Here is a 21,823-nt window from a genome sequence, read left to right on the forward strand (position 1 = left end):
ACACGAGTGGGTGGGAGATCCGCATGGACAACGGCACACCCCACGTGCGCGGGCCGGCCTGGTGGGACCCCGCACAACGATGGCGAACCCCACAACCCGCACTCACCCACGCACTCACCGGGTAGCATCCACGCACTCACCGGATGATCCGGCGTGCTCACCGGATGACCGTGATCATCGTCGGTCGCGCCGGCACATCCATTCGCGCTGGGGCATCTCCGGCGCGCTCCTCGACAAGTGCAGCGCCGAGCCTCGATCGAGAATGAGGAGGCGACCAGTCCACGCTGGCGCATCCCGCTCGAAGGAGAGTCCCGATGTCCGAATCCGCCGCCTCCGCAGCCGCCGCGCTGCTCGACCGCATCCAGGCGCCGCAGGGCGCCGGCCGCGACATCCCGGATGCCGCGACGCGAGAGATCATCGGTCGCGCACCCGTCCATGCCGTCGCCGACCTCGACGACGCGATCGCCAGGGCCAAGGCAGCGCAACCGGCGTGGGAAGCGCTCGGGCACGAGAAGCGGAGCGAGCTGCTCCTCGCCGCAGCCGATGCGATCGACGCCAACGCGGAAGCGCTTGCCCACCTCCTGTCGCGAGAACAGGGCAAGCCCCTGAACGGCCCGAACGCCCGCTTCGAGCTCGGCGCCTGCACCGCGTGGCTGCGCACCAGCGCCGCCACGGTCCTCGAGCCGCAGGTGCTGGTCGACGACGAGACCTTGCACGCCGAGCTCGTCTACAAGGCGGCAGGCGTCGTCGGCGCGATCGGCCCGTGGAACTGGCCGCTCATGATCACCATCTGGCAGATCGGCCCCTCCCTGCGGATGGGGAACACGGTCGTCGCGAAGCCGAGCGAGTACACACCGCTGAGCGTGCTCGCGATGCTCGCGATCATGAACGAGGCGCTGCCCGCCGACGTGCTGATCGGCATCTCCGGCGATCGCGAGGTCGGCGCCCGTCTGGCATCGCACCCCGACATCGCCAAGATCATGTTCACCGGGTCGACCGCCACCGGGCGTCGCATCATCGAGAGCTCCGCAGGCAACCTCGCCCGTCTCACGCTCGAGCTCGGCGGCAACGACGCCGGCATCGTGCTGCCTCACACCGACGTCGCCGCGATCGCCGAGGACCTGTTCTGGGGTGCGTTCATCAACACCGGCCAGACGTGCGCCGCGCTCAAGCGCCTGTACGTGCACGACTCGTTGTACGACCAGGTCGTCGATGCACTCGCCGAGATCGCGGCATCCGTGCCGATCGGCAACGGCCTCGACGAGGACAACGTCCTCGGTCCGCTGCAGAACCGGGCGCAGTTCGACATCGTGAGTCGACTGGTCGACGAGGCCAGGAGCCGCGGCGCGCGCATCGTCACCGGCGGCGAAGCCGCACCCGAGCTCGGCGAGCTGTTCTACCGTCCGACCATCGTCGCCGACATCGACAACGACGCCGCGCTCGTGCAGGAGGAGCAGTTCGGACCGGCGCTGCCGGTGATCCGCTACAGCGACGTCGACGAGGCCTTCGCGCTGGCGAACGCGGTCGACGTGGGCCTCGGCGCCTCCGTCTGGTCGAGCGACCCGGAAGCCGCGCGCGCTGCGGCGTCGCAGATGCAGTCGGGCACGGTGTGGATCAACTCGCACGGCGGACTGCATCCGATGGTGCCGTTCGGCGGCGTCAAGAGCTCCGGCTACGGGCTCGAATTCGGCGTCGAGGGGCTCAAGTCCGTCGCCGTCACGCAGGTCGTCTCCGGCCCCGGTCGGAAGGCCTGACCCGTGCGCTCGGCGATCATCGTCGGCGCCGGAACCTCAGGAGCGATCGTCGCGCGACGACTGGCGGATGCCGGCGTCGCGGTCACGCTCATCGAGGCGGGCGGCTACGACACCAACCCCGCGATCCACGACCCGTCGCGGGCGGGCGAACTCTGGCACTCCGCCGACGACTGGGACTTCTTCACGGTGCCGCAGGAGCACGCGGCCGGCCGCCGGCTGCACCTCCCTCGCGGTAAGGTCACCGGGGGATCGCACGCGCTGAACGCCATGATCTGGGTGCGCGGCGCGGCATCCGACTACGACGGCTGGGAGCGCAGCGGGGCCACCGGCTGGGGCTGGTCCGAGGTCGAGTCCGTCTACGACGCGATCGAGCACGATCTGCTGTACGTGAGCGACGACTACACGCTGTCACCCATCCAGGCGTCGATCATCGACGCAGCGGTGCAGGAGGGGCTGCCGCACAACCAGAACTACAACGGTGGCACGCTCGACGGCGTCTCGCAGGAGCAGGTGACGATCCGATACGGACGTCGGGTGAACACCTGGACCACGTACGCGCAGCCCATCGCCGACCAGCTCACGATCATCACCGGCCGCGAGGTGCACTCGGTGATCATCGAGGACGGCAGGGCGGTCGGCGTGCGGCTCGGCGGGGGCGCCCTTCGACAGGCTCAGGGACCCATGGAGGGACAGGCTCAGGGACCCATGGAGGGACAGGCTCAGGGACCCATGGAGGAGGTGCGGGCCGACGAGGTCATCCTCTCGGCCGGTGCGATCGGCTCGCCGGTCATCCTGCTGCGCTCCGGCATCGGGCCTGCGGCGGAGCTCGAGGCGCTCGGCATCCCGGTCGTGCAGGATCTGCCCGGTGTCGGGAAGAACCTGCACGATCACCTGCTGTCTCCCGTCATCTTCACGACGACGGATCGCCCGGTCGGGCCTCCGCAGCCGGGGGTGTCGGTCACGCAGACGCACCTGTTCTGGCGGAGCCGCGACGACCTCGACGTGCCGGACACGCAGCCGATCAACTTCTCGGTACCGATGTGGGGCGAGCTCGAGCCGAGAGGCGACGACGGATTCACGCTCATGGCCGGCATGATCACGCCGCACAGTCGCGGCGCGCTCACGCTGTCGGGCCCAGCGCTCGACGATGCGCCGAACATCGACCTGGCCGCGCTCGCCGACGACCGCGATGTGGCATCGCTCGCGGCATCCGTCCGCCAGTGCCGTCGCATCGGCGCGCAGCCGGCGCTCGCGGAGGAGTGGGGAGCGGTCGAGGTGTATCCGGGACCCGACGTCGCCGATGCGGAGGTCGAGGACTGGGTCCGCCGCACCGCCATCACGTACCACCACCAGGTCGGCACCTGCCGGATGGGAACGGATGCGGATGCCGTGGTCGACCCGCAGCTGCGCGTCCGCGGCATCCGTGGTCTCAGGGTGATCGACGCCTCCGTCATCCCGACCGTGCCGAGCGGCAACACCAATGCACCGGCAGCGATGATCGGCGAGCGCGGCGCGAGGTTCGTGCTGCAGGAGTGACGTCGGAATCGGCCGCACAGCGACGACAGAACCCCCGCCTGCAGACATCATGCAGGCGGGGGTTCTCTCGTGACCGGACAGCGCTCAGCGCGAGTAGACCTCGCGGCCGGCGAACCAGGTCGAGACGACGGCGGTGTGCACGATCTGCGCAGCGGGGCCGGCGATCGCATCGCGCTCGAGCACCACGAAGTCCGCGGACTTCCCGACCGTCAGCGACCCGGTCTCGGCGGCGAGCCCCATCGCGGTGGCGGCGTTGATCGTGAAGACCTCGAGTGCCTCCTCGGCAGTGATCGCCTGCTCCGGCCACAGCGTGCCGGGGGTGCGACCGTGCGGGTCGGCCCTGGTGACGAGGCCCTGCAGTCCTTCGAGCGTGTTGGGGGACTCGCTCACCGGCCAGTCGGAGCCGCCGGCCACGAGCGCGCCGGAGTCGAGCAGGGCTCGATTCGGCTGCGAGTGCTCCGCACGCCCGCCGAGCACGTCGGCGAGGGCCTGCGGGATGACGCCGGGGTACCAGATGAAGGGGGAGATGTCGGCCGAGACGTCGAGCGCCTGCAACCGCGGGATGTCGGCCTCGGCCAGGAACTGTCCGTGCGCGATCTGGATCGGCGTGGTGACCCCCTCGGCTCGCAGCTGCTCCGTGACGTCGAGCACCAGCCGCGCGGAGCCGTCCCCCGTGCAGTGCACCTTGGCGCCGAGGCCCCTGGCGGCCACGGATCGAAGCCAGTCCGCGAGCTCGTCGAAGGTCATGGTCGTCTCGCCGTGGAAGTGCGCGCCGTGCGCGGCATCCGCCGGATACGGCTCGAGGAACGACGCGGTCCGCGCCGGCGGCACGCCGTCGAGGAAGATCTTCACGAAGTCGGGACGGTGGTGCGCGGTGCGGAACTCCTCGCCGCGCTCGATCAACGGCGTGCCGATCGGATCGAAGCCGAAGATCTCGTCGTTGATGAGCAGCGACGACACCACCCAGGCATCCAGCTCACCGGCACGATCGAGGTCGGCCAGCGCCTGCAGGATCTCGATCGAGACGCCAGCGTCCTGGAAGGTCGTGATGCCGAAGGAGTGCAGCAGCTCGATGCCACGGCGGGATGCCGCCACATGCTGCTCCGGCGTGAGTCCGCCGCTGCGGTCGTATGCCTCCTGCACCGGGATACCGGCAGCCTCGAGGAGGACGCCGGTGGGGGTGCCGTCCTCCGCGTCGAGCAGCGTGACCCCGGAGGCGGGGATGCTGTCGGCCGTGATGCCGGCGAGCTCGAGCGCCCTGGTGTTCGCCCAGCGGTTGTGCCGCGAGTCCTCGACCAGCACGACCGGGCGGCCGCCCGCAGCCTCGTCCAGCCGCAGGCGCGAGGCGGTGTCAGCCAATTGCGGCAGCAGCGTGGTCGGCACAGCACCGCCGACGATCCAGGCGTCGTCCGGCAGCGTCGCAGCCGTCCGGCGCACCCGGTCGAGGATCTCGTCGAGCGTCAGTGACGGCGGCAGCGAGAGCTCGAACAGATCGGTTCGCCCGGCGAGCGCGTGGTGGTTGTGCACGTCGACGAACCCCGGATACACGGCGGCGTCGCCGACCTCCAGCATCCGCGTCCGACGTCCACGGAACCGCTCGATGTCGGCGAGCGAGCCGATGGCGAGGATCCGGCCGTCGAGCACCGCGAACGCCTCGACCGTCGGTTTCGCACGATCCGCCGTGCGGATCACGGATGCGGTGACGATGAGGTCGGCGACCGCCGTCATGTCAGGCGTCTCCGAAGGATGCCGGTTCGAGCTCCGGTGCGTGCAGGGTGGTCGAGAGCAGGCGGCCGTGCGCGCCGAAGGTGAAGTGCGTCGGCACCTCGCCCGACTCGTCGAGGCCGAACAGCACGCCGTGCGAGCGGATCGCGTTCACGTCGCGGTGGTCGGCGATCGTCACCGACGCGCACGGGATGACCTTCTCGCGCCACGCGAAGATGTAGATGCCAGGGCGGACCTCCCACACGCTGTTCTCGTCGGTGTCGGCGAGGCCGCGCTCTGGACCCGCCAGGCACTGCCAGGAGTACCACCGCGACGACAGGTACACGTGCTCGTACGCGTGCTCCTCGCTGTACACCCACTCGACGCGACGGCCGATCAGCGTCGTCGTCGGCGCTGCCTCGCGGCCGGTGGCCGCTGCGCCCTCGATCACGCTCGGTGCGAAGACATGCTGCACACGGGTGCGGCCCTGTTCGGGCGCCGGGAGGATGATCGAGATCACCGCGAGCGCACGCCCCTGCCGCAGATCGAGCACGAGCGACACCGCCTCGTTCGGCAGGTAGCGGTGGTGGAACTGCACGAAATAGAGGTCGTCGTCGACCTCGAATGCCTCATAGTCGTCGGTGTCGGCCGCAGCTTCGGTGGGGTCCTCGACGCCCGGCTGGTACTCCCATGAGACCGTGGTGTCGGCGAAGCGGTGCACGATGCGGGTGCCGCGGCCGTCGACGACCGCGATCTCGCGGCCGCTGAGCGCGGTCGTGTGCGGGGCCTTGTTGGCGTCGAAGCCTGGCGCGAGCCCCTCGAGCGGCAGCCAGGTGGAGGTGTCGGCGGGATTCAGCGTGGTCATGGGATTCCTTCTTCTGGGGATCTGAGGTTCTGGGGATGTTCTGGGGATGTTCTGGGGATGCGTTGCGGACCGTCAGCGTGTGCTGACCTGCTCCAGGTCGGTGGCGAGCCCGGCGTAGACGGCGGGCTTCGCGCGCTTCAGATAGGCCGCGTAGACGATGCCGCCGATCAGGGCGAGCACGAGCAGCAGCGGCATCAGTCGGATCGCGAGTTCCTCGGAACCGGCCACGATGTTGAAGTTGACGATCGCGAGCACCGAGATCGCGGCGATGCCCAGGAAGCCGATGCCTGGGGCGATGAACGTGCTCCACCACCGAGGGTCGCCGGTGCGGCGGAAGAAGACGACGATCGAGATCGCCGCGAGGCCCTGCAGGATCAGCACGCTGAGGGTGCCGAACCCGAGCATGGCCGGGACGACCGTGACGATCGGGTCGGCGCCGGCGATCGCGAAGACGACAGCGGCGAGTCCGGCGAACGATGCCTGCACGATGCCGGCGAGCTGCGGGGCTCCGTTGGCGCGCGTGCGGGCGAGTGCGCGGGGGAGGATGCGGGCGCGACCCAGCGAGTACAGGTAGCGGGTCGCCGAGTTGTGGAAGGCCAGCATCGCCGCGAACAGGCTCACGAGCAGCAGGATCATCATGACCGTCGTGAGCGGGCCGCCCAGGTACTGCTGCGAGAGCGAGAAGATGAGGTCGCCGGTCGGGAGGTGCTCGAGTGCTGTGGCCTGTGCCTGGGCGACGCCGGTCGCGCTCACCACTGCCCAGGTCGTGACCCCGAGGATGACACCGATCGCGATGATCGAGGTGTAGGTGGCTCGCGGAATGGTGCGCAGCGGGTTCTTGGCCTCCTCGCTGAACAACGACGTCGCCTCGAAGCCGAGGAAGCCGGTCGCGGCGAGCAGCAGTCCGATCGGCAGCGAGCCGGAGAACACGGCCTCAGGGCTGAACGCGCCGAGGTCGTAGCCGGTCTGCACGAGCACCGAGACGTCGAACACGACGAGCATCAGCACCTCGAGCACGAGGCAGACGCCGAGCACCTTCGAGCTGAAGTCGACGCCGATCCTGGCGAGCACGAAGCACACCACGATCGAGAGCAGCCCCCAGATGAGCCAGTGCACGTCGAGACCGGTGAGGTCGCGGATGATCGTCTGCATGAAGAAACCGCTGGTGCCGATCGTGCCGACGACGAAGAAGTTGTAGCCGAGCGTCGCGATCAGGCCGGCGACGAGACCGCCCGTGCGGCCGAGTCCCTTCACGACGAACGCGTAGAAGCCGCCGGCGTTCACGAGCTGCTTCGACATCTGCGCGTAGCCGACCGCGAAGAGCAGCAGGATCGCCGCGACGAGGAAGAACGACATCGGGGTGCCGCCGCCGTTGCCCAGCGCGATCGCGAGGGACGCCACGACGACGATGCCGGTGAGCGGCGCCACCGCCGCGAGCACCAGGAAGACGATGCCGGCGACGCCGAGGGCGCCGGGACGGAGGGCGGTGTGGGTCTGCGTCGTGGCCGCAGATGTCGGGTCTGCCACGTCGGCTCCTTTGCTCGGTAGCGGCCGTGCGTGCACGGCATCGACGACGAGGGGTTCGTCGATAGAGCGAGTCTGCTCGCGCGGCATCGACGGCGCTTGACCCTGAGCGAAAGACGATGGTGTCAGCGCGCACAGCCCGGATCAGCCCATTCGCGGGGCCTGCGCCGAGGAGCAGGATGACGGGGAGGACGCCGCCGTCCTCCCCGTGCGCCGCCGGCGCTCGGACGGCGGCCGAAGGACACGATGGACCTGCAGCTCACCGGCATGACCGCCCTCGTCACGGGCGCGGCCGGCGGCATCGGCCGCGCCGCCGCCCTCGCGCTCGCCGCAGAGGGCGTGCGGGTCGCGCTGCTGGATCGGGAACCCGTGGCGCTCCGCGAGACGGCGGACGGATGCAGTGACGCTGTGCAGCTCGTCGCGGATCTCACCGACGAGCAGCAGGTGCGCGTCGCGGTCGACACCGCGATCGCGGAGCTCGGCCGCCTGGATGCCGTGGTGCACTGCGCCGGGATCTCAGGGCCGGTCGGCGACGGCATCGAAGACACCACGCTCGACGACTGGAACGCGGTGTTCGCGGTGAACGTGACCGGCGCGTTCCTGGTGCTGCGGCACGCGCTGCCGGCGCTGCGCGCCGCCGATGCGGCATCCGTGGTCCTGCTCTCCAGCGACTCGGCATTCGTCGCGTCCCCGGGCATGGTGCCGTACGCGGCGTCGAAGGCGGCCCTCGTGCAGTTCGCCCGCGCGCTCTCGGTCGACCTCGCCGGCACCGGCATCCGTGTCAACACCGTCGCCCCGTCGATCGTGGACACCCCGATGAGCCGGGGAGACCTCGGCAGCGAGGCCTTCGCGGACCCCGCGTTCCCCGTGCAGTCGGCGGCGGAGGTCGCAACGCACGTCGCCTACCTGGTGTCGCCGCGCAGCCGGGCGGTCAACGGCACCACCGTGCTCAGCGACTTCGGTGTCAGCGCCCGCTCCGGCTTCCCCGCATAGCGGCCCTGCGACATCAGACACACACCACACGGATCACAGAGGAGCACACATGGGAATCGCAGTCGGATCGACGGTCTCCGGTCGCGTCGTCGTCATCACCGGAGGAGGCACCGGCATCGGTGCTGCCATCGCCGAGCGGTACGCGGCCGAGGGCGCGCACGTGGTCGTCGTCGGGCGTCGGCGCGAGCCGCTGCAGGAGGTCGAGCGGGCTGTCGGCGCGCATCCGGTGGTGGCGGATGCCGCGGACTCGGCATCTGCGAAGGCCGCCGTCGCCGAGGTGCTCGCGACGTTCGGGCGCATCGACGTGCTCGTCGCGAATGCCGGCGGCCACGGCTTCTCGCCGGTCGCCGACACGGATGATGAGAGCTGGGAGGCCTCGATCCGCGCCAACCTGACCACGGCGTTCGTGATGGCCAGGGAGTCGCTGCCGGCGCTGCTCGAGTCGAAGGGGCAGATCGTGATCGTGTCGTCGCTGGCCGGTCTCTTCGCCGGGCCATCCGTCGCCGGGTACACGGTCGGCAAGCACGCCCTGGTCGGTCTCACCCGCACGCTCGCCCGCGACTACGGACGGCACGGCGTGCGTGTGAACGCGATCTGCCCCGGGTGGGTGCAGACGCCGATGGCTGACGAGGAGATGGACGAGTTCGCCACGCATGCCGGACTCGGGTCTCGCGAAGAGGCCTATGCGACGGTCACCGCCGACGTGCCGCTGCGACGACCGGCCCGGCCGGCGGAGATCGCCTCGGTCGTGCGGTTCCTCGGCTCGGGGGAGTCGTCGTACATCACCGGTGCCGTGATCGTGGCCGATGGCGGCTCGCACGTAGTCGACGTGCCGACGATCGCGTTCGACCGCGCAGGGATGTAGCGGTCGGCTGTCACTGCCGAGGTTCCGGTCGCAGTTGCTGCCGCCTGCGGCGCCGTCCGGCGGCGCGAACTGCGACCGGAACCGAAACCGGAAGCCCGGCGATCAGTCGATCGTGAGCGTGAAGCCGTCGGCGCTGGGAGCCACCGCGACCTGCGTCAGGTCGTCGACGCGGTAGGTGGGGGAGTGCGCTGCGGCGTGCTGTCCGACGCCGAGCACCCGCATGCCGGCAGCGAGACCGGCCTGGATGCCGGCGCCCGAGTCCTCGAACACGATGCAGTCTTCCGGGTCGACGCCGAGCAGCGTCGCGCCGAGCAGGAAACCTTCAGGATCAGGCTTCGACGCCGACACGTTCTCGGCGGTGACGGCGATGGCGGGGACAGTGAGCCCGGCCGCCTGCATCCGTGCCGTCATCAGCGCGACGTTCGCCGAGGTGACGATCGCGTGCGGGAAGGGGAGCAGCGCATCGAGCACCGCACCGGCACCGGGGATCGTCACGACGCCGTCGACGTCGCTCGCCTCGTTCGCCAGCATGAGGTCGTTCTCGTGCAGGTTGATGGCGTGGTCGCGCTCCGGCAGCATGATCGCCATGCTCTGGTGACCCTGTCGCCCGTGGACCACGCTGAGCACGGTCGCCGGGTCGATCCCGTGCGGCTCGGCCCAGGCGAGCCAGAGCCGTTCCACGACGGCGGTCGAGTCGACGAGGGTGCCGTCCATGTCGAGGAGGACGGCGCGGGCGTGGATGGTCTGGGTCACCCCTTCAGGCTAACTGGCGAACCCCTCCACCTCGTGCCGACTCGTGCCGAGCGGCCCCCTTGCGCGCGACCCGGCCCGTTGCGAACGCGCAAAAGGGGCCGGGTCGGCGACAAAGGGCCGGGTCGGCACTGGATGAGGGCGAGGGCGAGGGCGAGGATGCGGATGCCGTCAGCCGCCGAGATACGCGCGATGCAGCAGCTCGGGGTCGGACTGCAGATGCTCCGACGTGCCCTGGAACGACACGTGACCGCCGGCGACGACCACCGCCTCCCGCGCGAGACCGAGCGCGAGCTGCGTGAACTGCTCGACCAGGAGCACGCCGACACCTGACTCGGCGATCGACTGCACGATCGGCATGAGCCGCAGGAAGACGACCGGCGCGAGCCCGAGCGACATCTCGTCGATCAGCAGGATCCGCGGCTTGGCGGCGAACGCACGCGCGAGCACCACCATCTGCTGCTCGCCGCCTGAGAGCAGCGCGGTCGGCGAGTCGATGCGCTTCTCGAGCTCGGGGAACTGCGCGAGCGCGGCATCCAGTTCCGCCGTGGTGCGCGCGGTCAGCGAGATGTTCTCCCGCACCGTGAGCGAGGGGAACACCGCCCGGCCCTGTTCGATGTGCACGATCCCGCGTCGAGCCCTCATGACGCGCGAGAGCCTGTCGATCGGCTCGCCGTCGAGCGTGATGGTCCCTGCCGAGTGCGGAGTCACGCCGGACACCGATTCGATCAGGCTCGTCTTGCCCGCCCCGTTCGGCCCGACCAGCGCGAGCACCTCGCCGCCGGCCACCCGCAGCGAGACGTCGGAGATCACGGGGCCGGCGCCGCGGCTCACGGTCACGGCGTCGAGCACGAGTTCGCTCATTTCAGCAGCTCCGTCTCTCCCATGTACGCCTTCACGACGTCGGGGTTCGCGAGGACCTCGGCCTGCGGTCCGCTTGCCAGCACGCGACCGAAGTCGAGCACCGTCAGGGTCGGGCAGACCGAGCGGACGAGATCGAGGTCGTGCTCGATGATGATCAGTGCGACGCCGTAGCGTCCGGGCAGCTCGCGCAGGCGCGCGGCGAGTGCGAGGTGCTCCTCGTGCGAGAGGCCGGCGGCCGGCTCGTCGAGGATCAGCAGTCGAGGGCGCGCCACGACGTTCGCGGCGACCTCGACGAGCCGACGAGTGCCGACGTCGACGCTCGACAGCCGTGCCCTGGCCGGTGGGCAGCCGAAGAACGCGAGCACCTCCTCGATGTCGGCGGACGCGAGGCGACGCCGCGCGACGAACCGCACGTAGGCGCCGATCGTCAGCGCCGGTGGCACCCGGTCCTGCTGGAAGGTGCGCCGCAGCCCCAGTCGCGCACGCCGCGTGGGCGAACGCCGCGCCAGGTCGCGGTCGCCCAGCAGCACGCGGCCACCGTGCTTCGGCAGGAAGCCGCTGATCGCGTCGACGAAGGTCGACTTGCCTGCACCGTTCGGCCCGATCAGGCCCATGATCGACGCGGCCGGCACCTGGAACGACACGTCGTCGAGCGCCTTCAGGGCGCCGAACTGCACCGTCAAGCCCTCGACGGTGAGCACCGGTGCCCCGTCGAGCGCCGCCTCATCGATGGTCGCCGTGGTGGTCGTGGTGATGGCAGCGGCATCCGGTTCCGCATCCACGGGCAGCGCCGTCAGCGCTGCCGTCGCCGCACGCCGATCCGCCCGGCGGTAGAAGAGATTGCGGATGCCCTGACCGAGGTTCGTGCCGCTCGTGAGCGCCTGCACGCCGAGGACGCCGAAGACCACGAAGCCCCAGTCCTGCGGGATGCCCCAGCGCTTCAGCAGCTCAGGCACCAGCACCCAGAGGATGCCGCCGAAGATCGCCATGTCGATTAGGTGCGCGCCCGACATGATCGCGAGCACGTAGAGCGCGAGCGACTGCAGCGGCGTGAAGCTCGACGCGAACGGCAGTTGCACCTGGCCTGCGAGGAGTCCGCCGGCGATGCCGCCGAGGGCGGCGGAGACTGCGAACGCGGTGAGCTTCGCGACCTGCACGCTCTGTCCTGCCGCTGCGGTGCCCCGCTCGGAGAAAGCGACGGCCTTCCAGCTGGAGCCCCATCGGCTGCGCTGCAGGAAGAACACCGCGAGTGCGCACAGGGCGAGCACGACGATCGAGAGGAAGAAGAACTGCCGGTCGTTCGAGAACATCTCCGGGCGCTCGATCGCGGTGCCGTCCGCCGAGCCGGGGAACTGGATCTGCACGAGTGTGACGTCGGCGGCCGCCGCGAAGCCGAGCGTGACGACCGCGAGGTTCACGCCGCGCAGCCGGAGCGCCGGCAGCCCGACCAGGACCCCGACGAGGCCGGCGGCGATGCCGCCGAGCAGCAGCCAGAGCACGAAGCCTCCCGGCGCCTGCATGACGTTCAGCAGTGACACGATCCACGCTCCGACCGCTGCGAAGGTCAGCTGGCAGAGGGCGATCATCCCGGCCGAACCGGTGACGATGCCGAGGCCCAGGATCGCGACCGCGGCGATGACGGCGCTGATCGCGAGGAAGACAAAGTAGCCGGGCAGGGCCGCGCTGAGGATGGCGCCGACCCCGATCGCGGCGATCGCGACGATGAAGGGCCAGGTGATCCGGAACGTGCGGCTCTCGGTGAAACGCGGGCGGTCAGCGAGCGGCATCCCACACCTCCTTGCGTTGGGTCCACAGCAGCAGGACGACGATGAACAGGAACGGGAGGAAGTTGCGGATGAGCGCGACCTCGTCGATCTGCGCGACGAGTCCGCCGAGCACGCCGAGCACGACGCCGCCGATGACCGCGAGGTCGAGGCGACGGAACCCGCCGAGCAGGGCGGCGGCGGCCGCAGGCACGATCAGCATCGACAGGCTCGTGGCGTCGTTCGACTGCGACGGGGCGACGATCATGATCGCCATCGCGCTGATCACGCCGGTCACGAACCACACGGCGATCGACAGCGGTCGGGAGCGGATGCCGAGCAGCTCGGCGGTGGTCGGACGCTCCGACAGCGCCCGCAGCTGCGTGCCGACGCGGGTTCGGCGCAGCACGATGCGCACGACGATCGCGGTCACGATCGCCATCGCGACGGTGGCGACGGTGACCTGGCTGATCACGACGCCGCCGAACGAGAAGGCGGGACCGGCGATGATCGGGGTGAACGGCTGCGGCTTGTTGCCGAACAGGATGAACGACATCGAGATCAGCAGCAGCAGCGGCCCGACGGTCATCGCTGAGCGGGTGGTGGTGGATGCCTCGGAGAGCCAGGTCGCGGCGATGAAGCCGATCGCGGCGGCGAGGAGTCCGGCGACCAGCACGCCGAGCACGGAGCCGAGCCAGATCGGCAGGCCGAGCTCGCGGACGAACCACACCGCGGTGAACGCGCCGAACATCCCGGTCGCGGCCTGGGCGAAGTTGACAACGCGGACGAGCCGCGACATCAGGGTCAGGCACACGCCGAGGACGGCGTAGAGCCCGCCGGCGGCGAGACCGGCGATGGCGCCTTGCAGCATGGGACGACCTTTCTGAACGAGGGGGGATGGGCCCTTCGACAGGCTCAGGGACCCGACGTCGGCGGGTAGGGACCCGACGTCGGCGGGTGTGTTGACCCGGAGTGGGTCGCTGAGCCTGTCGAAGCGTGAGGCGAGAACTACTCGCCGATGCGGAGCCAGTCGTCCGCGACCTTCTCCCAGGCGTTGGTGTCGGACTTCAGGATGATCGGCCACCCCGCGGTGTTCTGAGTGCCGAAGGCGTAGGGCGTTCCGACCATCGGATTCTCGATCGGGTCCATGCTCGTGAGCGCCTCCGAGACGCTCTCGCGCGTGATGTCACCGTCGATGCCCTGCAGCACCTCGATGAAGTACTTCGCGGCGAGGTATCCGCCCTGGCTGAACGAGGTGAGCGGGATGTCGTTCGCCGTCATCAGCTCGCGCCACTCGGCGTTGATCTCGTCGTCGTCGGTGAACGGGTAGAACTCGGCCGGCACGTAGATGCCTGCACCGGCGTTGTCGATGGCTTCGGCGAAGTTCTCGCTGTAGACGCTCGTCAGGTACAGCCAGGTCACGTCGTCCCAGCCCTGGGCGTTCGCGGCCTTGACCTGGCCGATCGCATCGGGCTCGACCGGATTGATCGCGAGTGCCTTGCATCCCTGGTCGCGCGCCTTGACGATGTAGGGCGTGTAGTCGGATGCTCCGTACGGCACGGTGTCGTCGACGTACTTCGGCTCCTTGCCGGTGATCTCGGTCCACTTGTCGATCGCCGCCTGATAGGTCGGACGCGTGGAGCCTGCGATCTCGAGCAGGATGCAGATGTCGTCGAGGCCGAGCACCTCGGAGCCGTACTGCAGGGTAAGGGTCATGTCGTTGAACGGTCCGACGTTGGCCGGCGAGATGTTGTCGCTCGCGAAGCATCCGGTGTCGACGCCGATGCCCGGCATCGAGAGGATCCCCTCCTGCTCGTAGTACTTCGCGTTGATCTCGCACTCGATGAGGCTCGCGGAGCCGACCAGTGCGACAGCGCCGTCGCTGCCGACGAGTTCCCGTGCTGATGCCGTGGCGGTCGCCGGGTCGCCCTTGTCGTCGAGGGTCTTGTAGTCGATCATCTGGCCGTTCAGTCCGCCGGCCTCGTTGAAGTCGTCGAAGACCGCAGCTGCGGCCTGGGATGCTTCGGGGAAGGTGGCCGGTCCGCTGATCGTGTTGACGGAGCCGACCACGATCGGGGCGCCTTCGCCTCCTGATCCGCCGTCTCCGCCGGCACAGCCGGCGAGGGTGAGGGCTGCCACGGCGATGAGCGCCGCGGTGCCGGATACTCGTGTGTTCATGTGCGTCCTGCCTCTCGTGTGTTCGGGTCGTGCTGTGGTGCTGGCGCTCAGACCTGGGTCCCTGAGCCTGTCGAAGCCCCTTGGGTCCCTGAGCCTGTCGAAGGGTCGCGCAGCGCGCGGTTGACCATCTCGGTGTCGGTGAACTGCTCGAACGCGACGACCTTGCCGTCGGCGAGCCGCCAGACGTGCGCGACTCGAGCCGCGAAGAACCGTCCAGTGCGCGTGTGGGTCCCTGAATAGGTGCCAATGCCGATCACGGTGTCGCCGCCGTCGACGACCTCGTCGATCGCGACCGTGTAGTCGTCCCAGTCCTCCTGGATGCGGGCGAACACGTTCGCGGCGACCGCCGCAGGGCCGATGTACGTGCCGGCGTACGGGAAACCGGCGGCCTCGGTCCATCGCACGTCCGGTGCGAACGGCGCCAGCATCCCGTCCAGATCCCCGCGGTCGTTCGCGGCGTAGTGGCCGCGGATGATGTCTGCGTTGCTCATGTGTGTGCTCTCCTCGATCCGTTCCTGGGTTCCTGAGCCTGTCGAAGGGCCGAGCCTGTCGAAGGGGTGGGCCTGTCGGAGGCGGTCAGACCGGCTGCGCGTCGGGGTAGGCGACGGAGCCGAGCGGGTAGATGTGACCGCCGCCACGGGAATGCTCGGCCTGTCCCTCGCCGTTGAGTCCGAGGAAGATCCCGGTCGTCATGAGCTGGTAGCCGAGGTCGTGCAGCCACACGCTCGCGACGGCGATGCGGAACTCGCGGAAGCAGAACAGGTAGAGCCCGTCGGCGAACTTCCACACGGTCGAGAGGTCCATGTCGCCGTGGCCCCGCTGCACGCCCTCGAGGCACTGCCAGGCGTAGCGCCGGCTCGACACGTACACGTGCTCGTATAGGTGCTGCGGGCTGTAGCGGTAGACGTTGCGCGTGCCGATCAGGTCGCGGCTCGGGGCAGGCACCTCACCGCTCGCAGGGCCGGCATCGGTCGTCGCTGCCCAGAAGTCCTGTCCGACCTGCGGGGTGCCATCGATGGCCTCCGCCGCGATGCGGGAGCGGACGACCGTGGCGCGATGCGTCGTGGTCGAGAAGACGACAGTGATCGCCTCGCGCTCGCGGCTCTCGAGCGGGATGTTCACGAACACGATGTCATCGCGCACCCGGACCGCGTCGTACGGGTCGGTGCCGGAGGTGTCGAATCCGCTCCAGGTCACCGCATCCGCATCGAAACGGAGGGCGAGTGTCGTGCCGTCATCGAGCGTCAGCGTGAGTGCGGTGCCGGCGAGCGGCGTGTTCGGCAGCCGGTACGTGTCGATGCCCGCGGCGAACTCGTCGTAGGTTCGCCATTCATCGAGCGTCGGGTCGGTGGAGATGTCGGTCATGGAGGTCCAGACGTCGCACTCGGCGGAGCATCGTCGCTCCGGGCACCGCGTCCTCGCGGTGCGCTTGCCTCATGCTGGATCCGGGCCGGTCATCCCCTCAAGGTCGCGGCGTCCATCGCGCGCCGAGAGTCAACCGGCGTGCCCTCCCGGGCAAGGGCGAGACTGAGCGTGCGCTCGGCATCCGGCTCCGGTGCGTGCGCCGATGCGATGATGAGGCATGCGCACCGAACCCCGCCCTGCTCGTCCGGCGGCGCTCCGCGCCGCAGCCTGGACGTTCGCGCTGCTGCTCTCCGTCATCCTGTTCGCCGCCGCCTGGGCGTGGTGCTGGTTGAGTTTCGACGAGGAGTTCTCGGAGGAGAGCAAGGCGCAGGCAGCGGGGACGACGATGGCGGGATGGGGGCTGCAGTTCGGTCTGATCCCCGTGGTCGTCCTGCATGCGCTGGTGCTGATCGGCCTGTTCCTGGCGATCCGCGGCGGCCGGCGCGCAGTCGGGCGCAGCCTTCTCATCGCGCTGGCCGTGCTCGCCATCACGTCACTGCCCGGTTTCGTCGTGATGCAGGCCCTCAGCGGCGGTTCGATGTTCGAGCCGCCCGTGTACGTCCCCTGACCGGTGCACGTCCCCTGACCGGTGCACGTCCCTTGACCGGAGCCGCAGGGCGCCCGCAGAACGCCGTCAGCGCGCGGCGCGGTACTCGCTGGGAGAGACCCCGAACGCCGACTTGAACGCGCGACTGAAGTGCGCCGCATCCACGAACCCCCAGCGGGCGGCGATCGCCGCGACCGGCCGGTCGGCGAGCATCGGGTCGAGCAGATCGCGGCGGCACTGCTCGAGGCGGCGAGTGCGGATCCAGGTCGAGACGGTGACGCCCTGCTCCTGGAACAGGCCGTGCAGGTGCCTCGTCGAGATGAAGTGCGCCGAGGCGATCGTCGCCGGACCGAGGTCGGTCGAGGCGAGATTGCGATCGATGTACGAGCGGATGCGCTGCACGAGCGCGCGATGCGGATCTGCCGAGACCTCGTCGAGACCGAGCTCGCGCGTGAAGACGGTCGTGACGAGATCGAGAGCGCTGTGCGCGAGGCGTGCGCCGGTGGTGCCGGCGAGCTGGTCGAGGTTGCCGGCGAGCTGCGTCAGGTAGGGCACGACCATGCCGCCCAGACCCTCCTGGCCGGAGATGCGGACGGCGGTGAGCTGGCCGATCATGTCGGAGGGCAGGCTGATCAGATGCTTCGGGAACATCACGACCATGGTGCGGAAGTCCTGATCGAACACGAGCGAGTACGGGCGGTCGGTGTCGTACACCGCGAGGTCGCCGGCCTGCAGCACGGCCTCGCGGTCGTCCTGGATCAGCATGCCGGTGCCGGCGAGCATCAGACTGACCTTGAAGTACGAGCGATCGCCGCGGGCGATGAGTTCGGGGGTGCGCTCCACCACGTGGGAGGTGGCTCTGACCTCGGTCACGTGGACCTCGTCGACCGAGGCGCCGCGGATCACGCCGCGGAAGTGGTCGGGTCCGCCGCTGGACACCTGCAGCGGCACGAAGGACTCGCTCACCGCAGCGCGGAACTCACTAATGTTGCGCGCGATGAGCGTGGATACCGACTCGGCAGGGGCAGCGGGTGCACCGTTCATGAATGATCACCTCGGGGTGGTGGAACGACGACGTTGTATACGATCCGTGGGGCGATGCTATCACCGGCGACGCGGAAGCGGCACGACTTCTAGGATGTGCATCGGAAGGGTGCACGATGAGAGCTATCGCCGACCGGATCCTGCGGGTGCTGCGGCAGCTGCGCGGGCCGCAGACCTCGGATGCCGTGTTCGAGGCGACCGCGCTGATCGTGGGCGCGCTGTTCCTCGTGATCGGCTTCACGATCGGCCTTCCCGTCTTCTGGGGGCATCAGCTGTCGATCAGCGGTTCTGGTTCGATCGGCGCCTTCGCGGCATACGGCGGTGCGCTCAGTGCGGCCATCGCATTCGTGCTCGGGCGCCTCGCGGTGCGCCCGGAGGAACTCGCCCCTGACGCGGTGCGCGACGGCTTCAGCGTGCCGGGCGACCGCCTCCGCTGGTACGACCTCGTGGCGATCGCCTTCGCGCACGCGGCGATCGCCTATCTCGGCTGGCTCGGGATCGCGAAGCTGCTCGAGAGCAGTTTCACGGATGCTCCGGTGTTCCCGTTCCCCGGAGCGGTGCTCGTCGCCGTGGCGTTCGCGCTCACCGCGTACGTGTCGTTCCTCAGCAGCGTCGCGCTCACGCCCATGGTGCTGTCGCTGGTGCTCGCGGTGTTCCTCGTCGTCGGCGCCTTCGCGAGCATGCTCGCGTCGAGCGACCCGCACTGGTGGCGCGACAACCTCTCGGCACTCGGCATGAGCTCGAACAGCGCATCGCTCGCGTTCAACGTGACCCTCATCATCGCCGGGGTCATGATCACCACGATCTCGCGGTACGCGACAGCCGGACTGCCGGCCGCGGATCCGGTCGATCGACGGGGACGGTTCATCGTGCGGGGCGGACTGATCCTGATGGGGATCTTCCTCGCCTGCGTCGGGATCTTCCCGGTCGACGAGTTTTTCATCGTGCACAACACGGTCGCCACCGGCATGACGGTCGTGTTCGCCGTCGTGGTCGTCGGGTTGCCGTGGTTCCTGCGGACGATCCCGCGGGTGTTCGTGGCGTTCGGCTGGGCGTACGTGCTCGTGATCGTGCTGCTCGCCGCGTTCTTCGCTGTCGGGTACTACAACCTCACGGCCGTCGAGCTGATCGCGGCAGTGCTGATCTTCAGCTGGATCATCGTCTTCCTGCGCACCGCTGGATCGGTCGCGGGGCGGCCGGCGGGTGCGGCACAGCCAGGGGCGGCGGCAGTCGCCGACTGAGTTCCCGAGCCGTCTGAACCAGCGGCGCTCAGTCGCCGCGGAGGGCCTGGGCCGCATCAGCCGTGCGCTGCAGCGCGTGCACGGTGTGCGCGTGGCGACGTTGGGCGACGCCCACGAAGATGCAGTCGACGAGCGCGAGCTGGGCGATGCGGCTGACCATTGCGCCGGCGCGGAACCGCGATTCCCTGGCGTGCGTGAACAGGGCGTGGTCTGCGGTCTCGGCGATGGGGGAGTCTACGGCGCTCGTGATGCCGATCGTGGCGCTCCCTGCGGCCGCGGCGGTCTGCAGGAAGCGCACGGTCTCGGCCGTCGTGCCGGAGTTCGAGAACCCGATCGCGACGGCCTTCGGTGCGCTCAGTGCGGCTGCGGCGCTCGCCTCGTGCGCGTCCGAGAGCACGATCGCGGTGCGTCCGATGCGGAGGAGCTTGTGGCCGAGGTCGTCGGCGACGAGGCGGCTCGCGCCGACGCCGAAGAGCAGGATGCGGTGCGCCTGGTCGATCGCCTCGACGGCGTCGGCGAGCACGTCGTAGTCGAGGTTGCCGACCGTCTCCTCGATCGCCAGCAGCTCGAGTGCCGCGATCTTGCCGGCGGCGTCGCGCAACGAGTCGCCGACGGCGATCTCGGAGCCGAATCCGGTCGGAGCGCTGAACTGCACGGACTCGCGGCCGAGCTCTGCGGCCAGCGACATGCGGAGGGCGGCGTAGCCGCGCAGACCGATCACGCGGCAGAACCGCACCACCGAGGCGACGGAGGTCTCGCAGAGGGCGGCGAGCTCGGAGATCGTGCTCTCCACGGCAGTGGTCGGGTTGTCGCTGATCACGCGGGCGATGCGGGCGAGCGACGGTGGGAGCGTCTCAGCGGCCGTCGCGATCGTCGTCTGGATGCTCATGACTCTCCTTGCTCCGCTCGCCGCATCGGATCGACCGGCGCGCGTGAACAATTGTTTCACGAGTCTCTATGAATGCGTAGACTATTTTCATGCCTTCCCCCGCTCGTGCCGTCGCCGTCGACCTCGGCAAGTCCCGATGCCGCGTGGTCGCCGCCGACTTCGCGAGCGATGGTGTCGGTGCTCCCGGCCTCGCTGCGCGTGATGGTGTGGCAGCTGCGCTGGCCTCGATCCTGCCGAAGCTGCCGCGCGAGGGTGCGCCGATCGAACTCCTCGGCGTCGGTGCGGCCGGCGCCTGGGCGGCCCCCGAAGCGGCACGGCGGCTCGCCGAGGCCCTCGCCGCCGAGACCGGTGCGCGGGTCGCCGTGGCATCCGATGTCGTGACCGCGCACGTGGGCGCGCTCGGTGGCGGCGCAGGTGTGCTGCTGATCGCCGGCACCGGAGCCGCGGCCCTGGGTGTCGACGCAGACGGCGTGCGACTCGTCGACGGCTGGGGGCCGGAGCTCGGCGACTTCGGCAGCGGATCCTGGCTCGGCCGGGAGGCACTGCGCGCGGTGCTCCGCCGCTCCGTCGATCTGTCGCCGGACACGACGCTCACGGCCGCGATCGGAGAGCGCATCGGCGCAGCATCCGACATCGCCGCATGGCTCGCCCGACCAGAGCCGCTCGCTCGCAGACTCGCGACGCTCGCACCCCTCGTGCTCGACGCCGCAGCGGCCGGCGACCGGATCGCGGTCGAGATCGCGGCCGAGAGCGTCCGCCTGCTCACGGCATCCGCGGTCGCGGCCTCCGCTCGCAGCCTCGACGTCGCCGTCCACGGCGGGCTCACCGATCACGACTGGTTCCGCGCAGCCCTCGTCTCCTCGCTGCAGTCCGCCGGACGCACCAGCATCCCGGCAGCGGGCACTGCGCTCGACGGTGCGCTGCTGCTCGCCCGCCGCTCCGATCTTCCCCACGAAAGGTTCGTGCACCGTGCCGAATGACACCCGACTGAACGATCTGCTCTCCGTGCTCGCGAGCCTCGACACCGAGGCGTCGACCACCGAGCGCGGCGACCTCGACCTGCTCGACACCGCCGAGCTCGTGCGCCGTATGAACGCCGAGGACGCCAGGGTGCCGGTCGCTGTCGCCGAGCGCACCACCGAGATCGCCGCCGCGGTCGACGGCATCACCGCGCGCTTCCGCCGCGGCGGCCGCCTCATCTACATCGGCGCAGGCACGGCCGGCCGCATCGGCGTGCTCGATGCGAGCGAATGCCCGCCCACGTTCGGCACCGATCCATCGATGGTCGTCGGTCTGATCGCGGGCGGCGAGACCGCCATCCGCTCCGCCGTGGAGAACGCCGAGGATGACGATCAGGCCGCGGCGGCCGAGCTCCGTGAGCTCGCGCTCACCGCCGATGACACGGTCGTCGGCATCTCGGCGTCCGGCCGCACGCCCTACGTGATCGGCGGCCTCGAGTACGCGCGCGGCATCGGTGCGCTCACGGTCGCGATCGCCTCGAACTCGGCGTCGGCGATCGGTGCGGCCGCCGAGATCGCGATCGAGATCGTCACCGGTCCTGAGTTCATCTCCGGCTCCACCAGGCTGAAGTCGGGCACCGCCCAGAAGCTCGTCGTGAACATGCTCACGACGCTCTCGATGATCAAGCTGGGCAAGACCTACCGTGGCGTGATGGTCGACCTGCTGGCCACGAACGAGAAGCTGCACGCTCGCTCGATCCGCACGGTGTCGCAGCTGGCCGGGGTCGGCGTCGAGGAGGCCTCAGCCGCGCTCGAGGGAGCTTCGGGATCCGTGAAGCTCGCGCTGCTCACGGTCACCACCGGCGCGACACCGGATGCCGCGGCATCCGCCCTCGCCGCTGCCGACGGCATCCTGCGCGACGCGATCACCGCGCTGTCCTGA

Annotated in this window: 20 protein-coding genes; 8 read left to right on the plus strand and 12 right to left on the minus strand. The window is 69.7% G+C overall.

Annotated elements, in window-relative coordinates:
- Window positions 1-314: 314 nt before the first annotated feature.
- Both V7Z82_RS17470 and V7Z82_RS17475 read left to right on the plus strand, forming a co-directional pair.
- Window positions 315-1,754, plus strand: coding sequence for an aldehyde dehydrogenase family protein (locus V7Z82_RS17470; protein ID WP_334153065.1), 1,440 nt, complete (start codon window positions 315-317; stop codon window positions 1,752-1,754).
- Between the two features lie 3 nt (window positions 1,755-1,757).
- On the plus strand, window positions 1,758-3,290 hold the full coding sequence (locus tag V7Z82_RS17475) for a GMC family oxidoreductase (protein ID WP_334153067.1): 1,533 nt from the start codon (window positions 1,758-1,760) through the stop codon (window positions 3,288-3,290).
- 84 nt (window positions 3,291-3,374) lie between these two features.
- Here V7Z82_RS17475 and V7Z82_RS17480 read toward each other — a convergent pair whose 3' ends face one another.
- From V7Z82_RS17480 to V7Z82_RS17490, 3 genes are all read right to left on the minus strand, one after another.
- The gene (locus V7Z82_RS17480) at window positions 3,375-5,018 is read right to left on the minus strand and encodes an amidohydrolase (protein ID WP_334153069.1); all 1,644 of its coding nucleotides are present in this window, start codon (window positions 5,016-5,018) and stop codon (window positions 3,375-3,377) included.
- A 1-nt stretch (window position 5,019) separates the two neighbouring features.
- Window positions 5,020-5,859: a molybdenum cofactor biosynthesis F family protein gene (locus tag V7Z82_RS17485; protein ID WP_334153071.1), complete on the minus strand. Its 840-nt coding sequence runs from the start codon at window positions 5,857-5,859 to the stop codon at window positions 5,020-5,022.
- A 72-nt stretch (window positions 5,860-5,931) separates the two neighbouring features.
- Window positions 5,932-7,386, minus strand: a complete 1,455-nt coding sequence (locus V7Z82_RS17490; protein WP_334153073.1) for an APC family permease — start codon at window positions 7,384-7,386, stop codon at window positions 5,932-5,934.
- A gap of 243 nt (window positions 7,387-7,629) precedes the next feature.
- Here V7Z82_RS17490 and V7Z82_RS17495 point away from each other — a divergent pair, with 243 nt between their 5' ends.
- On the plus strand, window positions 7,630-8,376 hold the full coding sequence (locus tag V7Z82_RS17495) for an SDR family NAD(P)-dependent oxidoreductase (protein ID WP_334153075.1): 747 nt from the start codon (window positions 7,630-7,632) through the stop codon (window positions 8,374-8,376).
- A 49-nt stretch (window positions 8,377-8,425) separates the two neighbouring features.
- On the plus strand, window positions 8,426-9,241 hold the full coding sequence (locus V7Z82_RS17500; RefSeq protein ID WP_334153076.1) for an SDR family NAD(P)-dependent oxidoreductase: 816 nt from the start codon (window positions 8,426-8,428) through the stop codon (window positions 9,239-9,241).
- A gap of 102 nt (window positions 9,242-9,343) precedes the next feature.
- Here the strand turns inward: V7Z82_RS17500 and V7Z82_RS17505 are convergent, their stop codons facing one another.
- From V7Z82_RS17505 to V7Z82_RS17535, 7 genes are all read right to left on the minus strand, one after another.
- Complete coding sequence (locus V7Z82_RS17505) at window positions 9,344-9,994, minus strand: HAD-IA family hydrolase (RefSeq protein WP_334153078.1); 651 nt, start codon at window positions 9,992-9,994, stop codon at window positions 9,344-9,346.
- A 168-nt stretch (window positions 9,995-10,162) separates the two neighbouring features.
- Window positions 10,163-10,855, minus strand: a complete 693-nt coding sequence (locus V7Z82_RS17510; RefSeq protein WP_334153079.1) for an ABC transporter ATP-binding protein — start codon at window positions 10,853-10,855, stop codon at window positions 10,163-10,165.
- The gene (locus V7Z82_RS17515; protein ID WP_334153080.1) at window positions 10,852-12,642 is read right to left on the minus strand and encodes a branched-chain amino acid ABC transporter ATP-binding protein/permease; all 1,791 of its coding nucleotides are present in this window, start codon (window positions 12,640-12,642) and stop codon (window positions 10,852-10,854) included. Before V7Z82_RS17515 ends, V7Z82_RS17510 begins: the two co-directional genes overlap by 4 nt.
- Window positions 12,629-13,489, minus strand: a complete 861-nt coding sequence (locus tag V7Z82_RS17520; protein ID WP_334153081.1) for a branched-chain amino acid ABC transporter permease — start codon at window positions 13,487-13,489, stop codon at window positions 12,629-12,631. Before V7Z82_RS17520 ends, V7Z82_RS17515 begins: the two co-directional genes overlap by 14 nt.
- A gap of 137 nt (window positions 13,490-13,626) precedes the next feature.
- Window positions 13,627-14,796 (minus strand): ABC transporter substrate-binding protein, encoded by a 1,170-nt coding sequence (locus V7Z82_RS17525; RefSeq protein ID WP_334153082.1) that lies wholly within the window; start codon window positions 14,794-14,796, stop codon window positions 13,627-13,629.
- Window positions 14,797-14,843: 47 nt separating this feature from the next.
- Window positions 14,844-15,287, minus strand: coding sequence for a nuclear transport factor 2 family protein (locus V7Z82_RS17530; protein ID WP_334153083.1), 444 nt, complete (start codon window positions 15,285-15,287; stop codon window positions 14,844-14,846).
- Window positions 15,288-15,372: 85 nt separating this feature from the next.
- On the minus strand, window positions 15,373-16,161 hold the full coding sequence (locus V7Z82_RS17535) for a MoaF C-terminal domain-containing protein (RefSeq protein ID WP_334153084.1): 789 nt from the start codon (window positions 16,159-16,161) through the stop codon (window positions 15,373-15,375).
- A gap of 217 nt (window positions 16,162-16,378) precedes the next feature.
- On the opposite strand from V7Z82_RS17535, the gene V7Z82_RS17540 reads away from it, so the two are divergent.
- The gene (locus V7Z82_RS17540; protein ID WP_334153085.1) at window positions 16,379-16,768 is read left to right on the plus strand and encodes a hypothetical protein; all 390 of its coding nucleotides are present in this window, start codon (window positions 16,379-16,381) and stop codon (window positions 16,766-16,768) included.
- A gap of 66 nt (window positions 16,769-16,834) precedes the next feature.
- On the opposite strand, the gene V7Z82_RS17545 is transcribed toward V7Z82_RS17540, so the two are convergent.
- Window positions 16,835-17,791 (minus strand): helix-turn-helix domain-containing protein, encoded by a 957-nt coding sequence (locus V7Z82_RS17545; RefSeq protein ID WP_334153086.1) that lies wholly within the window; start codon window positions 17,789-17,791, stop codon window positions 16,835-16,837.
- 116 nt (window positions 17,792-17,907) lie between these two features.
- Here V7Z82_RS17545 and V7Z82_RS17550 point away from each other — a divergent pair, with 116 nt between their 5' ends.
- Entirely contained in the window at window positions 17,908-19,032 is a 1,125-nt protein-coding gene (locus tag V7Z82_RS17550) for a DUF998 domain-containing protein (RefSeq protein WP_334153087.1), read from the plus strand.
- Window positions 19,033-19,060: 28 nt separating this feature from the next.
- Here the strand turns inward: V7Z82_RS17550 and V7Z82_RS17555 are convergent, their stop codons facing one another.
- Window positions 19,061-19,921 (minus strand): MurR/RpiR family transcriptional regulator, encoded by an 861-nt coding sequence (locus V7Z82_RS17555; protein ID WP_334153088.1) that lies wholly within the window; start codon window positions 19,919-19,921, stop codon window positions 19,061-19,063.
- 89 nt (window positions 19,922-20,010) lie between these two features.
- Between V7Z82_RS17555 and V7Z82_RS17560 the strand changes: the two genes are divergently transcribed.
- Both V7Z82_RS17560 and murQ read left to right on the plus strand, forming a co-directional pair.
- Entirely contained in the window at window positions 20,011-20,901 is an 891-nt protein-coding gene (locus V7Z82_RS17560; protein ID WP_334153089.1) for a BadF/BadG/BcrA/BcrD ATPase family protein, read from the plus strand.
- Window positions 20,891-21,823, plus strand: a complete 933-nt coding sequence (gene murQ / locus V7Z82_RS17565) for an N-acetylmuramic acid 6-phosphate etherase (RefSeq protein ID WP_334153090.1) — start codon at window positions 20,891-20,893, stop codon at window positions 21,821-21,823. The genes V7Z82_RS17560 and murQ overlap by 11 nt, the downstream gene beginning before the upstream one ends.

Source organism: Microbacterium sp. (genome assembly GCF_036823965.1).
Lineage (GTDB): Bacteria > Actinomycetota > Actinomycetes > Actinomycetales > Microbacteriaceae > Microbacterium.

Coding starts and splice junctions, on each gene's coding strand:
- V7Z82_RS17470 (WP_334153065.1), top strand. CDS start 315: ATGTCCGAATCCGCCGCCTCCGCAGCCGCCGCGCTGCTCGACCGCATC.
- V7Z82_RS17480 (WP_334153069.1), bottom strand. CDS start 5,018: ATGACGGCGGTCGCCGACCTCATCGTCACCGCATCCGTGATCCGCACG.
- V7Z82_RS17485 (WP_334153071.1), bottom strand. CDS start 5,859: ATGACCACGCTGAATCCCGCCGACACCTCCACCTGGCTGCCGCTCGAG.
- V7Z82_RS17495 (WP_334153075.1), top strand. CDS start 7,630: ATGGACCTGCAGCTCACCGGCATGACCGCCCTCGTCACGGGCGCGGCC.
- V7Z82_RS17500 (WP_334153076.1), top strand. CDS start 8,426: ATGGGAATCGCAGTCGGATCGACGGTCTCCGGTCGCGTCGTCGTCATC.
- V7Z82_RS17510 (WP_334153079.1), bottom strand. CDS start 10,855: ATGAGCGAACTCGTGCTCGACGCCGTGACCGTGAGCCGCGGCGCCGGC.
- V7Z82_RS17515 (WP_334153080.1), bottom strand. CDS start 12,642: ATGCCGCTCGCTGACCGCCCGCGTTTCACCGAGAGCCGCACGTTCCGG.
- V7Z82_RS17520 (WP_334153081.1), bottom strand. CDS start 13,489: ATGCTGCAAGGCGCCATCGCCGGTCTCGCCGCCGGCGGGCTCTACGCC.
- V7Z82_RS17525 (WP_334153082.1), bottom strand. CDS start 14,796: ATGAACACACGAGTATCCGGCACCGCGGCGCTCATCGCCGTGGCAGCC.
- V7Z82_RS17530 (WP_334153083.1), bottom strand. CDS start 15,287: ATGAGCAACGCAGACATCATCCGCGGCCACTACGCCGCGAACGACCGC.
- V7Z82_RS17535 (WP_334153084.1), bottom strand. CDS start 16,161: ATGACCGACATCTCCACCGACCCGACGCTCGATGAATGGCGAACCTAC.
- V7Z82_RS17540 (WP_334153085.1), top strand. CDS start 16,379: ATGCGCACCGAACCCCGCCCTGCTCGTCCGGCGGCGCTCCGCGCCGCA.
- V7Z82_RS17545 (WP_334153086.1), bottom strand. CDS start 17,791: ATGAACGGTGCACCCGCTGCCCCTGCCGAGTCGGTATCCACGCTCATC.
- V7Z82_RS17550 (WP_334153087.1), top strand. CDS start 17,908: ATGAGAGCTATCGCCGACCGGATCCTGCGGGTGCTGCGGCAGCTGCGC.
- V7Z82_RS17555 (WP_334153088.1), bottom strand. CDS start 19,921: ATGAGCATCCAGACGACGATCGCGACGGCCGCTGAGACGCTCCCACCG.
- V7Z82_RS17560 (WP_334153089.1), top strand. CDS start 20,011: ATGCCTTCCCCCGCTCGTGCCGTCGCCGTCGACCTCGGCAAGTCCCGA.